Raw genomic sequence first — 13,021 nt, forward strand, 5'->3', positions numbered from 1 at the left:
TCAACTACGTGTCGGCTTCCTCCAAAGGGGGGCAAGCCCTGTGGCATCCGCCTCGTACCGCCTGTGAATTTGAATCCAGCTATGAATCCAGAAAAGTTAGATATCCTGAGGTGCACCTCAGAATAGCTAGTTAGTTTCCAGATTACTTATCGCTAAATACAACGCTTGTAAACTCAAATCGGGTTCCACCGTCTTTCTCTGCTTTCAGAGTTATTTCCCAGCCATGCGCTTCGATGATGCGACGAACAATTGATAGGCCAAATCCAGTGCCGTCCTTTGATGATGAATAGCCGGGATCGAACACCAGATCTTGTCTTTCGTCTGGGATTCCTGGTCCGTTATCCTCGACGAATATACCATCATTGCCATCCAATTGACCGACGCGCACAGTAACATCTTGCCTCCCGTGCTCGACCGCGTTGCGAAATAGGTTCTCAAATACCTGTTGTAAGCGACTGAAGTCACCTTCCACTGTCATATTATCAACGACCTCTAATGTCGCATCATTAGTGTCGACTTGATTCCAACACTTGCCAACAAGATCAGTTACGTTGATTGATTCAACTTCAGCAATTGTCTCACCCTGTCGAGCAAGTGCAAGGGTATCTTCAACGAGAGTTTCGATGCGGTCGAGCGACTCAACAAGCGGGTCAGTATGTGGACTCTCAACTTCCTCTTCGAGAAGTGCAGCTCGTCCCTGTGCAACATTGAGCGGATTGCGTAGATCGTGTGAAATAACACTTGCAAATTCGTCAAGTCGCTCTTTCTGCCGACGAAGCTTTTGTTGCTGGTGCTTCTGTGTGGTGATATCTATAAGAAGTCCAATATCAGCGACATTGGCATCATCTCCGGATCCAGTTTCGATCCGCTGGGCGTAATCACTCACCCAGCGAATACCCTCCTCAGTCTGAAGACGGTACTCACGCTTATACGAATCTCCAGGCTCAGCCAGTGTTGCTTCCTCCTTTACTAATGATTCGTCCTCCGGGTGAACATAAGTCAGATATTCATCAGTGGATTTGATGTTAGTTTCCAACACTGGATTTGGTGTCGGATAGGTTTCAACAGCTCCCGTTGCTGGATCAATTTCATAGATAACACTGGTTGTCGCCTTGAGTATCAGCTCTATACGCTGCTGTGTCTGCTCAAGTCTTTGCTGGTATGCCCGCTGTTCAGTCTGATCTCGCGCAATGCCAACAATTTGCGTTACCTGTCTATCTTCGATGATAGGTGTCAGCGTTGTTTGCCAGTATGTTATTCCAGCAGGAACCTCAATCGTCTCTTCGTAGTTGATCGTATCACGACAATCAACACATCGCTGATAGTTTTCAACAAGTTCAGTTGCTTGCTGAGCGTCAAAGAGGTCTGATGGTGTCTGTTCCTGCAAGTCTTCCTGGGAAAGACCGGTTCGCTGTTGATGTGACGGATTATTACGTTGGTAACGGAATACATATTCTCCGTCCGTCTCCTCAACATTAATCAGAAATATACTGTCATCGACTGTGTCGAAGATCCGCTGATATACCTCCTCGTTTTCATTCGAATCAGAACCAGCGGTATTGATAACTTCATTGCTCTTCTCTTGATTTCCCATTGCATAATATATGTTTGGTAGATACAAAAGTAGTCAGTTCTGTGCGGCCACTGTGATATTGCCCCCATCTATGTGATTCGTAATCTCTGCTCCCAGAATGATAGCTACCTGAAGGAACCCAGGCAATCTTCTATACGGTGGTTTTATTTCCTTCAGAGTGTTTTCAGAACAGACAAGTCAAGTGGTTACTGATATCGCACTCACTGTTGATCTCGCAATCATTCTATTGAGCGCAGCATTACTCGGGTTTGTCGCCAGACAGACCGGACAGCCCACAATCATTGCGTATATTGTAGCAGGGGTACTTATTGGGCCTGTTGCCTTCGGAATTGTCGAGGTTACGGAACTGACTGAGACGCTCTCAGATTTCGGGCTTGCATTTCTCCTCTTTTTACTCGGAATTAAGATGCGGCTTGATGATATCCGACATGTTCTTTCTCCAATTGTTAAGATATCAATTCCGCAAATGACAGCCGTTGCAACTGTCGGATTTGGAGTTGCTTACGTGCTCGGGTTTTCGCTTCTTGAGTCAGTTATGATTGGTCTGGCGGTGATGTATAGCTCGACGGCAGTTGTAATTAAGATGCTTACTGACAAGGGTGAAGCAACGACCCTTCACGGAAAGATCGATGTTGGTGTCTTACAGCGTTAGCAAGGCGAAAGCCCACCCGTTTACGGGTGTGGATAAAGCCAACAACTGGGAATCTATCCACGGGACTGAGCTATCCCGGTGTTTTATCAGCAATCAGAACGTAGACATGACCACGCCGAGGCGGTTTCGCCGCCCTATTAAACGGATAATATCGGGATTCGGACCACACCACGTCTGAAGGAATCCCCTTCAGGCCGCTGGCTGTGGATTCCGGACACACGGTAACTCTGAATCCCATGCCGGGATAGGAGTAACGGCGGCTTGGCCCCGCCAGCGGTCTGGTCATGCCGACTGGACTGCAAACCTGAAACTCCCAACCAAGCGGTGCGGTGCCGTGGGAATCCCACCCCGTTCACGGGTGGGAGGAGGTCAATTGCGCAGGACATCGTCGTTGTTATTCTACTTGCTGTTTTGGCTGCAGGACGACCAGACAGTGTAGCTGAGATTGGGACAACTCTAGTGATCGTTCTTATACTTGTTGCGCTTATTATAGTTGCTGCATTAGCTGCCTCGAAATATGTTCTTCCGAAGCTCTTTCGGCGAATCGCCAACAACAAAGATGTCTTTTTCCTAATTGCAATCTCGTGGGTATTTCTGTTTATTTTTGTTTCTGATCAGATCAATCTCTTTCTTTCGCCACTTGGTATCGAAGCGTATCTCTCTATTGAGATGGGAGCATTCCTTGCTGGACTGGCAATTGCTCAACTTCCATACAGTAAACAACTACAAGACCGAGTCAACCCTCTAACTGACCTGTTTGTAATGATTTTCTTTGTCTCTGTCGCACTGGACATTGAAGCAAGCGAACTTCTATTCTACTGGGAGGAAGCGGTTATCGCTGCTGCAGTACTTATGCCTGCGAAATTCCTGATCTTCTTTGTCCTCATCAACTGGCAGGACTTCGACATTGAGACAAACTTCCTTGGCAGTCTGTATATGATTCAGGTTAGTGAGTTTGGCATTGTTGTCGGTGTTGCTGCACTCGAAGGGAATTTTATCAGCGAAGAGATCCTTGGATTCCTAACTCTGCTTGCGTTGATCACGATGGCTGTTTCGGTATACTTCATTGCCTTTGGTGACAAACTATTCAACCGATTTGAATCACAGCTATCACGGTTTGAACCTGAGGATACCTTCTCTGACGGCGCGAAAGATTACTATGAGCACGCTGTTGTTGTTGGATATGATGATGTCACGCGAAATATCCTTCCGTTATTGGATGAACATTATGATGATGTAGTTGTTGTTGATCGCCAGGTAGAACATACTGAGGCTCTGAAATCCGCCGGATTTGATGCTGTGTATGGCAACATGAAAAGTGCAACTATCCGCAAGGACATCGGCTTAAAGAAAGCTGACTTTGTTCTTTCATCATCTGACCAAGTTCCAGTGAATAAAACAATATTAGAGGAAGTACCTGACGATGCGACAGTATTTGTTGAGGCTAATACGCAAGAGGAGGCTGATGAACTGTACAAGCATGGAGCTGACTATGTTATTACGAGTGTTGATCTTGCAGCTGATCGATTGGCTAATTATCTCCGAGCGCACGCTGAAGGGCGCCCGGAATTCAACCGAGCGATCACAAGTGACGGAGAACTCCTTCGCAACCCGGATCCATTTCCGGAAACACATGACCAGATGGTTGGTGATCTTGATGATTAATCAAATTACCCGGTATACGTTGCGAAACACGCGTCTTCGGCTACTAAGTAGTAGCCGACAGCCGATGTGCGGTGGTGATTGCAATGTCTGAGCTTTTGACAACAGTTGCGGTTCTGTTCATTATTGCTGGACCATTCCTGCTAATCGCCGATTGGTTTGACTTCCCGGCGGTTCCATTTTTGATCATCGCAGGCATTCTTGCCGGTGCTCTTGTTATTGAGGAAGACGCATTGCTACTTGAGCTGGCTAGATACGGCGTCGCACTGTTAGTATTTGATTTCGGACTCCGGATTCAACTGGATGAAATCCGAACTGTTCTTGCCGATAGCGAACTTGCTGCCCTTGGTCATATATTCATTGCTGGATCACTGGGTACAGGATTTGGATTTGTACTTGGAGTGCCACTTGAGCAAGCGGTCTTTCTGGGTGTTGCTGTGGCACTGTCCTCAACGATGGTTGGAACAGCACTCTCAAAAACAGAACTCAATATAAATCTCGTTCGTGGTCGATTGGCAGACTCGATCAATTTTGTCGAAGATCTCGTTGCTGTCGGTATTATTCTGGTGGTCGGAGCAGGGACACTTGCGCCAGATCCTGTCGCAATCGAGCTAGGTTACGGTGTTATGCTACTAATTGGGGCTCTTATTGTCAACCGATACTTGTTCAGTCTGGTTGGCCGACTGGCGAGTGGATCTGATGAGCTTATGATTGTTGGCGTGGTCTCGTTGCTGGTTTTATTTCTCGGCGCGGCAGAGCTTGCTGGCATCTCGATCGTTATTGGGACATTTGCCGCCGGCATTGCGGTCCGACACGAACCTGGAGAATATCTCGGTTTGTTCACTGGTCTGGAATCAATCAAGGACTTCTTTATTGCAATTTTCTTTGTTACTGTTGGAGCACTGGTTGTGGTTCCGTTCTTCGAGATGCCTGCAGCCGCGTCCATCGAGAAACTCCTGATCGCTTCTGGATTAATCATTTTCACTGTGGTGATAAAACCAGTAATCACAGTTGCGACTCTTCTCTACCAAGGATACGAGGCACGTACCGCGACATTAACAGCGCTGACAACTGATCAAGTCAGCGAATTCGCTCTGATTATCGCAATCGAGGCGTTGTTGCTTGGCTTGCTGGCCCAGTCTGTGTTTGATGCAATTATCTTTGCTGCCGCTGTTACAATGGTCACATCGAGTCTCACACACCGATATGACGAACAAATATATCGGTGGCTTGCAGGTCAAAATATCCTCCCGACTCGGCACAGAAAAGTTGATGAGCTAAGCCATGTGTCTGAAGATATCTCAGACCATGCCATTATCGTCGGCTATGGAAGAACGGGCAGACAGCTCGTTGAGACGTATGAGGAAATGGACGAGCCTTACGTTGTGATTGAAAATGATTTAACCCGTCGTGATGAGATTGCTGCTAAGTGTGATCAGTATATCTTTGGTGATGCAATGAACCAGTATGTTTGGGAGAAAGCAAATGCCGATGAGGCTAATATCATTATTTCGACAACACTGTCCGAACGAATGTCTAAGCGGCTACTTGAATTTGACTTTGATCCAGATCTTATACTCCGTGCGACAGAACAGCGCACCGCCCTTGAGTTGCTTGATGCTGGAGCGACATACGTTATTGTCTCAGATCTGCTGGCAGGTGAGCAATTGATAAAGAAGGTCCGGGAAGTGCTTGACGACGATGTCAGTTCTGTAGAACCAAAGTTCCATTGACATACACATAAGTTGTCTACTGCAAAATCCACTTTCCATTGTCGCATTGAACAGCTCAAACACCGTCAGTCTGCTACACAAACAGCATTGAAAATAGGACGCTGACGCTAACTTAATTAGGCTAGCGCAGATACTATTGATACCGTGACAGATAACGGCGGCGGACAAACAGGTGAAGACGAACTTGATCGGACAATTGGGTTAGCTGGTGCTCTCACAATTGGGACAGGTACGATGATCGGTGCCGGTATCTTTGTTTTTCCTGGCCTGGCAGCAGGTGAGGCTGGACCTGCGGCATCAGTTTCATTCGCAATCGGAGCAGTCATTGCCTTACTGGTGGCATTGCCAACATCGGAGTTGGCAACAGCAATGCCCAAAAGCGGCGGTGGCTATTATTTTGTTTCACGCGGACTCGGAGCATTGCCGGGGGCAATTGTTGGGATTGGGCTCGTTTTTGGACTGACCTTTGCAACGGCGTTTTATTTGGTTGGGTTTGGCGAATATGTCATTGAGATTCTTATCGAAATAGGGGTCATAGAATCACCAGGTGTGGCGGTCGGACCTATTGAGGTCGTCAGCGTTGTTGGTGTTCTCCTTGGCGTGGGGTTGACGGTCCTCAGTGTGTTTGGCACAGAGAATACTGAATCGTTACAGAACGCTGTTGTTGGACTACTATTGGCAATTCTAATCGTCTTCCTTACAGTGAGCGGACTCGATTTACTTGGCGTTCGAGGAGAATCAAGAGTTAGTGGATCCTTCGCTCCAGAAGGATATACTCCGATTCTTACAACGGCTGCTCTTGTTTTTACCTCATACCTTGGTTTTGCACAGATTGCCACAGTCGCTGAGGACATTGTTAATCCTGATCGTAATCTTCCACTCTCAATGGTTGGATCAGTTGTTCTTGTCGGCGTCTTTTATGTTGTGACGCTCCTGATCACGGGCTACACTTTTCCAAGTGAGGAGTTATTGGAAATGGGTGAGACCGCAATTGTTGACGTGGCAGAGGAGTATCTCGGCTTGGCCGGCGCAATTGCTATCCTTATCGGTGGATTGCTCGCAACGCTGTCATCAGCAAATGCATCGATATTGAGTGCGTCTCGAGCACTATACGGTCTAAGCTCTGACCGACTTGCTCCACCGGTTGCTGCAAAAGTCAACCGGGAATATGGTACACCACACTTTGCGTTAGCGTTTGTTGGTGGAACTACGATTGTGCTTGTTGCTTTCGGGCGAACAGAGGTTCTTGCAGAAGTCGCATCGTTCCTACATCTCATTCTTTACGGGCTCATATGTGTTGCACTACTTGTCATCCGACGGCGTGATCCAGGCTGGTACTCCCCATCGTTCCGTTGTCCTGGATATCCAGCTGTTCCAATCATAGGGGGCCTTGCCAGTTTTGCGTTGATTCTGTTCATGCAGCGACTTTCACAGATCCTTGGCATCATCATTTCTGTGATCGCAATCGGATGGTATCTGGTCTATGCAAGAGATGTGAATCTGAAAGATGATCTCTAACCAACAGGAACTACCGCGGAATTGAAGCAATTTATCTAACGCTATTCGCTTTTTATGCCATAGCTGGTATACGGTAATGCCCGTCTTGATCAAGATACAATACCGTTCTGTACTCTCATCTTCTTCAGGGGTCGTTGGCAGGTAATGTCCCTAATCCAGCGGCCATAAGCCGACGGACAATTGCCACAAATCCATTATTAAATCCGCGACCAAACACCGCTTGCTCGCGTACCCCGTTCTCTGGGGTTGTCTCTTCAAATGTACTGACCATAATTGTCGCTTTATCAACCAAGAGCAACCGACTGATCGTCGTATCATCTTTAGGAATCGGCGACTCGTCTAACCATTTCAACTCAGAGAGGAACACAGAAGTGCTGGGAAGATGTTCCTGCAATTGTCTTTGTGTAGACTCATCGGTCGTACCAATTAGAACATTAGCTCCCCGAGCTGCTGCCTCAGCAAGATGATCAATGAGTCGTCCAGATAGATCAACACGTTGATCAAAAATTAGCAGTAGTTCTTCTTCTGCCTCTGTCGTAAGCTGATTAATTCGGTTTTCAATCGCCGCGCTGCCCGAAAGTGTCCATACCTCATGTTTTACCGATCCGTCGTCGTCAATCGGATCCATGATTTCCAGTGACTTCTGTAACTCGGCTACCCGCTCGGTATACTCTTTCCGAAGTGTTTCAGTTGCTTCAGGAATTGAAACAGCGCGGAATACCTTTGGATTTGAATGCTGGATCTCGATTAAACCTTTTTTTTCAAGTACGTCGGCAGCATCGTACACTCGAGTTCGTGGCACAGCAGAAATCTCGCTTATTTCCTTTGCCGTTGCCTCCGGCAAGCGCGTCAAAGCGGTAAATGTTCGCGCCTCATATTCTTTTAATCCCAATTTCTTAAGTAATTCAACCGCACTCTGTTGCTTTTGTGATGTCATATTCATGGGGCCCCAACCAATTACACAATAAAGTATAACCGGCTAGAAAAAGATAATTGTTCAGAGAAAAAGACTTTTTCCTGTTAAATGTGGTAATTTTGTAACTCAGATAATCACAACAAAACTATAACACCCTCACCCGTATTGTCTAATGGCACATGGCACTAGGTCCCAACCATATATTCGCTGTGTGCTATCTTTCTTTCTTTTTTGCATTCATATTAGTCTAACCAGCAATAGCTACCTGATACAATGCTGGCCTAGTTACATATCAGTACAGAGAAGTGGCGCCATTTCCCATCAAGTTTTGTAGCTTGTCATTGTGGTGAGCCCATGATATTTAACTCGACAGCTATGAGTACGTGTTATGACAGCTCTCAATCGAGTGCTTATACCGGTTGATGTGTCTGAGTCACCATCGGTTAGTGGAGCACTCGTTAATGCCTTGCCTCCAGCTGACGTGATCCTCCTTGGGTACTGGTTGATTCCACACCAGACAACATCGGAGCAAGCCCGTACACAGTTTGGTGCAGAAGGCCAACAGACACTACAGTCCGTTGCTGATCAGATCACAGATTACGGCCTTGGTGTACAAACAGAATTGGTATTTGCTCATGATCGAAGCCAATTGATCGACAGAGCTACAAACAAATATAACTGTCAATCGGTGCTAGTTCCAGGATCTGAGTCGCCTTCTACTGACACGCCACGCGGACTGGTACTCGTGAAGCCTGATGCCGATCTCGACCGGATTGCTACGACCATTGGAACACTGTTCGAGGAAACTGATGCCGAATTTACACTGTTTCATGTCGCTGGGGATTCGGTCGATCAGCCATACGACACGACTGAATATTTACTTCGAGGGATGAAAAGCCGACTTACAGAGCTTGGTCTTGACAAGGATCGGATTTCATGGAAACGATCAATGGCGTATAATCGGGTTGATGCTATTCTTTCAGAAGGTTCTGACTATGATTTTGTAATCCTGAGTGAATCCGAGCCAACACTGCGGGAGCGAATTTTTGGCCCCGTTCAGTCCGAACTTGCCAAAAATACACAGAAACCCCTGCTTACAGTTCGCGTTCGTGAATGAGCTAATACAAGATCATTGGTCTGCTCTGTTGTGTGTACATGCAGCCCCGGCGATTCACACGCTGGCTTCTGATGACACAAACACAACTGGAGTATTTCGTTCTCCGAGCAGCGTTTCTGCAATGGTCTCTGAGGCAAAAAACTGCTGTGTTGCTGATCGTGGCTCGTAATTGAGAACAACGACATCGATTGCCTGCTCATCAACAAGATCAAGCAATCCCTGCCGCACTGATTCTGTTGATTCGTCGTTGTACTCCAGTTTACGAAGACCAGCAGTCACCGTTGCATCGTATCCTTCTCCCATTGATTCAATTTGGCTGAGCATGCCTTCTTTTTCCTCGATCTCTCCACGGGTGAGGTGAGCAACAACGATCTCTGTCTGTGGACTTCCACCGAACAGTTCAAGAGCCTGACGAATTGTCTCTTTACTTTCAGCAGTAATCTTGAACTGCTCTCTCGTGATTATATCGGTCGTGTCGGTATTAAAGGGAACGAGTATTCGCATGATTTCTATTTTGTAGCAAGACGGAAAGTTCTGTTCGATAGAACCAAAAATAGCAATCCATCACGCAGCTCGGGTTGAAAACATCAACAAAAATATGTGTTTTGACTGCATGGATTTTCCCAATACTGACGTTTCTTTTACCGGTGGTTGTAACCAGAGAAAGAGCTTCATGCGTGACAGCCAACGGCCTCGGGGTCAAGCCCCGAGGGTTTCGGACGACCACGAGTCACTCGGCCTGCTCTATCTATAGACAACTAGGTTATCAGTATTTTGAGTGCTATTCACCACATTGTTACAACAATTGTATATTTCACTATCAGAGATAGCTAGTCAGTGCTAGCTTGTCTGTTCACTGATGATCCCTGGCACGTTCTCTAACGTGTAGGTTGTACATCAGGCTTGAGAGATGCAGAGATACGGACAGCACTTATTGATGTATCCTCCGTAAGGTATGACAGCTATCGTAAAATCCCAGCAGACAGGAACCCATGATTGAGCCAAGTATCGGGTATATTCAGACATTGTTTATTGCAGCGGCGACTTTTATTACTCTCATTATTGTGACATTTTACTGGACAAAAAAGACCTCGACAGCACACAGCTGCGTGATCACTGTTATCTTCTCCGGTATAAACACTGTTGCCGTACCTGCTTTGTTATCTGTCGGTATTGATGAACTGACACTGATCTATACATCACTTCCTTTTTTGATGGCTGTTTCCTTCTTTAGGCGTGCTATTGATGAGGTGATACGCTATGATTGAATTTATTTATTTCACGCTAATTGTCGTTTGTCTTATCTTTGGAATCTTTTTCACACTGGTGTCAGCAGTCGGAGTAATTCGGCTTCCTGACGTATATTCACGTGCACACACTGTTTCACAGACCGACACACTTGGCGTAGGTTTGGCGCTTGCTGGAGTAGCTTTTGCAGCAATCGCACTTGGTTGGGGCTCACCGACGGTAAAAATTGTCTTGCTGTTGTTCTTTATTTTTATTACAAATCCAACGGCAGCACATGCTATTGCTCGTGCTGCAAGTGAACAGGACATAGTTCCGTGGCGAGAAGATGATGATCGAAAAGACACAGACCTAGTGAATCGGACTACATCTGATGATACAGGGCATGATATGCCTCGTTCTGACTCTCAAGATACCAGCGAATAGCTATATTAAGGCCTGCAAAATGATCAGTAACGTAGGCCTTTCCGGAAGACCTTTGCTTTGCCCTGTGTAGGAAATGGCTAAAAACAATACCCAGTATCGTTCTACAGAAAAAGCAGGCAAAGTGCCTCGGAGCTTGACCCCGAGGTACTTCACTACGCTCAAGAACAAGACATACATCTATTCAGACGGCAAATATTTCGTCACCTGATGATTCGCACCTACCAACCAGATCGTGATTCTGAGGTTCTCTGGAAACTAAAACAGAGGTTTGAACGCGAGCTTGGAGACACCACTGGTGGTCCAGAAAAAATGTCTCAATATGAGGCAAAGCTGGATGATGCATACAGAGATCGCTACCTGCAGTGGGCCGCTGACTGTGTAGCTACAGAAGATTGCATCATGCTCGCTGAGATTGACAACGAAGTAGTTGGCTATGCGTTTGTTCTCCCAGAACGCTTTGCGATGATCTGGGACGCTGCCGTGCTTAATGAATTATTTGTTATACCAGATCATCGCGGTACAGTTGTTGGATCAAGTTTGATGGATGCTGTAATTGAGATTGCCTCAGCACAGGAACTCCCACTGGATCGACTGGTTCTCGATGTTGATCCAACAAATAAGCGAGCAAAGACGTTTTACGAGCGGTATGGCTTTGAACACTGGGGAGAGATGGTTGCTCGACCACTTTAACCACTCTTGTTATACTGCTGACGAAACCTTACGAGACGATCATCGAAAGAAAATACAACGAGTTGACACAACATATTCAGAAATATCTGTGGCTTGATAGGTTGCTGTCGTCTAATCTTCTTAGTAAAGGACGTGCGCTACTTCTGACCCGACAACAATTCGCGTGTCAGGACTGTGGATACGAGGCAAATGCCGATTACAATGCGGCGAAGAACATCGCCAATCGATATTGCGGGTATATCCACCGAGGGCAGAAGTCTCGCGGTGGATGGGCCAGTAGTCAACTGGCCCTGAAGTCAGGGACGTTGAACGTGAACGGTGAGTACACCCCTGCCGAATTGCCCGGCTAAAACGGGAGTCCACTGACAAGCTCCGGGGCTTGACCCCGGAGCAGTTGACAATAATACCAAGATGCATACTCATGGGTTTCGCTGTGGGAAGAGAAGCTGGGTCATGTGATCATTATGTTGTATGTTATAGATCTGAAGTCATATACTCTATAACATGAATCACGTACCTAATGACGTCATTGACAAAATCGATTCCTTTGGGAGAGATCTTCTTCACGGGACGCCATCTCAAGTCGAAGGACAACTTCGACGTGACCTTCGATTGACTATTGGGCGCAGGCGCGGACTGTTGAAACTGCCGAACTTTGTTATCTTACTGAGCACACACAGGCTCCGCAAACACTCCGTGGCCGAGGTTCGTTTGTAACGACGATCGTTGACAATGTTGATGATCGACTCCGGTCGTGGGGTGTTACTCCTCCCGACGCCTATGAGTATGTCCGAACAAGAGATAATTCTCACGTATACAGTGGACAACTCAGTCTCCCTTAACCACCCATTTACACTCCTGAAAGGCGTGAGCTTTCGCCTCGATACCGCTGTAGTCCAATATCCTTCTCACTGACAGTAGGATAGACCGCACTAGATACGTAGCAAATGCGATGTTGCTTTTCTCTTCAATATCGAGGCATTCCATACTGTTTTGCTCTTCTAAGTCTATTGTGAGTCATGGACCAAGACCGTATTCATGCTCAAAAGCCACAGCAAGATCCTGAGAACTGGTCGACTGGACAGATTGAATCAATACGTAGTGAGGACGGACACTGCATTGTGACAGTTCATACCGATGAAGGTTTGATTGAGCTTACCGTCACTACTGCTATTCGTGACCTCTTTGTGAGCAGGCTGCCAACAACAAAAGAAGAATCGCCAGTCGGGGAGGTGATCTGGTTTAAACGGCGAGGTAGACATTAATTCGACCGCTTCATTGGCATTATTAAGCGACAAAACCATATCTGTCGTTGCTTATCGGTTGTCTGCAAGGACAAGTTCTTGCTGATTATCGGTTCCAAATGGATCTGGATACGTACTCCAGTTCTCGTTCACCTCTGTATCTATAAGTAGGCAGTCCTCAAGCCATGTATTTATCTCAGCAATCTTAACGTTGTGCCCAATAA

The 13,021-nt window shown here is 46.6% G+C and carries 11 protein-coding genes and 2 pseudogenes; 10 read left to right on the forward strand and 3 right to left on the reverse strand.

Features of this window, described 5'->3' with window-relative positions; all coding sequences use genetic code 11:
• Positions 1-142 precede the first annotated feature (142 nt).
• Positions 143-1,594, reverse strand: a complete 1,452-nt coding sequence (locus K0C01_RS10365; protein ID WP_221169629.1) for a PAS domain-containing sensor histidine kinase — start codon at positions 1,592-1,594, stop codon at positions 143-145.
• 181 nt (positions 1,595-1,775) lie between these two features.
• Here K0C01_RS10365 and K0C01_RS10370 point away from each other — a divergent pair, with 181 nt between their 5' ends.
• From K0C01_RS10370 to K0C01_RS10385, 4 genes and pseudogenes are all read left to right on the forward strand, one after another.
• Positions 1,776-2,246 carry a cation:proton antiporter domain-containing protein gene (locus K0C01_RS10370; RefSeq protein WP_221169630.1) on the forward strand — a complete coding sequence of 157 codons (471 nt, stop codon included), beginning with the start codon at positions 1,776-1,778 and terminating at the stop codon, positions 2,244-2,246.
• 372 nt (positions 2,247-2,618) lie between these two features.
• A pseudogene (locus K0C01_RS10375) lies at positions 2,619-3,911 on the forward strand (cation:proton antiporter); the annotation flags it as partial.
• Positions 3,912-3,994: 83 nt separating this feature from the next.
• Positions 3,995-5,641 carry a cation:proton antiporter domain-containing protein gene (locus K0C01_RS10380; RefSeq protein ID WP_221169631.1) on the forward strand — a complete coding sequence of 549 codons (1,647 nt, stop codon included), beginning with the start codon at positions 3,995-3,997 and terminating at the stop codon, positions 5,639-5,641.
• 135 nt (positions 5,642-5,776) lie between these two features.
• On the forward strand, positions 5,777-7,159 hold the full coding sequence (locus K0C01_RS10385) for an APC family permease (RefSeq protein ID WP_397541159.1): 1,383 nt from the start codon (positions 5,777-5,779) through the stop codon (positions 7,157-7,159).
• 124 nt (positions 7,160-7,283) lie between these two features.
• Here K0C01_RS10385 and K0C01_RS10390 read toward each other — a convergent pair whose 3' ends face one another.
• Positions 7,284-8,102: a TrmB family transcriptional regulator gene (locus K0C01_RS10390; RefSeq protein ID WP_221169632.1), complete on the reverse strand. Its 819-nt coding sequence runs from the start codon at positions 8,100-8,102 to the stop codon at positions 7,284-7,286.
• Between the two features lie 361 nt (positions 8,103-8,463).
• On the opposite strand from K0C01_RS10390, the gene K0C01_RS10395 reads away from it, so the two are divergent.
• Complete coding sequence (locus K0C01_RS10395; protein ID WP_221169633.1) at positions 8,464-9,192, forward strand: hypothetical protein; 729 nt, start codon at positions 8,464-8,466, stop codon at positions 9,190-9,192.
• 54 nt (positions 9,193-9,246) lie between these two features.
• On the opposite strand, the gene K0C01_RS10400 is transcribed toward K0C01_RS10395, so the two are convergent.
• A complete protein-coding gene (locus K0C01_RS10400; protein ID WP_221169634.1) occupies positions 9,247-9,696 on the reverse strand; it encodes a hypothetical protein in 450 nt (149 codons plus the stop codon).
• Positions 9,697-10,184: 488 nt separating this feature from the next.
• On the opposite strand from K0C01_RS10400, the gene K0C01_RS10405 reads away from it, so the two are divergent.
• The 5 genes and pseudogenes from K0C01_RS10405 (at position 10,185) to K0C01_RS10425 (ending at position 12,818) form a co-directional block, all read left to right on the forward strand.
• Positions 10,185-10,460, forward strand: a complete 276-nt coding sequence (locus tag K0C01_RS10405) for a hypothetical protein (protein ID WP_221169635.1) — start codon at positions 10,185-10,187, stop codon at positions 10,458-10,460.
• Complete coding sequence (gene mnhG / locus K0C01_RS10410) at positions 10,453-10,863, forward strand: monovalent cation/H(+) antiporter subunit G (protein WP_221169636.1); 411 nt, start codon at positions 10,453-10,455, stop codon at positions 10,861-10,863. Before K0C01_RS10405 ends, mnhG begins: the two co-directional genes overlap by 8 nt.
• A gap of 207 nt (positions 10,864-11,070) precedes the next feature.
• Positions 11,071-11,553, forward strand: a complete 483-nt coding sequence (locus K0C01_RS10415) for a GNAT family N-acetyltransferase (protein ID WP_255568286.1) — start codon at positions 11,071-11,073, stop codon at positions 11,551-11,553.
• Between the two features lie 152 nt (positions 11,554-11,705).
• Positions 11,706-11,903 (forward strand): annotated as a pseudogene (locus K0C01_RS10420) (zinc ribbon domain-containing protein); the annotation flags it as partial.
• A 669-nt stretch (positions 11,904-12,572) separates the two neighbouring features.
• The gene (locus tag K0C01_RS10425; RefSeq protein ID WP_221169637.1) at positions 12,573-12,818 is read left to right on the forward strand and encodes a DUF7861 family protein; all 246 of its coding nucleotides are present in this window, start codon (positions 12,573-12,575) and stop codon (positions 12,816-12,818) included.
• Positions 12,819-13,021 lie beyond the last annotated feature (203 nt).

Origin of the sequence: Salinarchaeum sp. IM2453 (genome assembly GCF_019693215.1) — an archaeon.
Classification (GTDB): Archaea; Halobacteriota; Halobacteria; order Halobacteriales; family Salinarchaeaceae; genus IM2453.

Bases quoted from the DNA above. Each gene is read 5' to 3' on its own strand.
- K0C01_RS10395 (WP_221169633.1), top strand. From the start codon at position 8,464: ATGACAGCTCTCAATCGAGTGCTTATACCGGTTGATGTGTCTGAGTCA.
- K0C01_RS10390 (WP_221169632.1), bottom strand. From the start codon at position 8,102: ATGAATATGACATCACAAAAGCAACAGAGTGCGGTTGAATTACTTAAG.
- K0C01_RS10380 (WP_221169631.1), top strand. From the start codon at position 3,995: ATGTCTGAGCTTTTGACAACAGTTGCGGTTCTGTTCATTATTGCTGGA.
- K0C01_RS10415 (WP_255568286.1), top strand. From the start codon at position 11,071: ATGATTCGCACCTACCAACCAGATCGTGATTCTGAGGTTCTCTGGAAA.
- K0C01_RS10400 (WP_221169634.1), bottom strand. From the start codon at position 9,696: ATGCGAATACTCGTTCCCTTTAATACCGACACGACCGATATAATCACG.
- K0C01_RS10405 (WP_221169635.1), top strand. From the start codon at position 10,185: ATGATTGAGCCAAGTATCGGGTATATTCAGACATTGTTTATTGCAGCG.
- K0C01_RS10365 (WP_221169629.1), bottom strand. From the start codon at position 1,594: ATGGGAAATCAAGAGAAGAGCAATGAAGTTATCAATACCGCTGGTTCT.
- mnhG (WP_221169636.1), top strand. From the start codon at position 10,453: ATGATTGAATTTATTTATTTCACGCTAATTGTCGTTTGTCTTATCTTT.
- K0C01_RS10425 (WP_221169637.1), top strand. From the start codon at position 12,573: ATGGACCAAGACCGTATTCATGCTCAAAAGCCACAGCAAGATCCTGAG.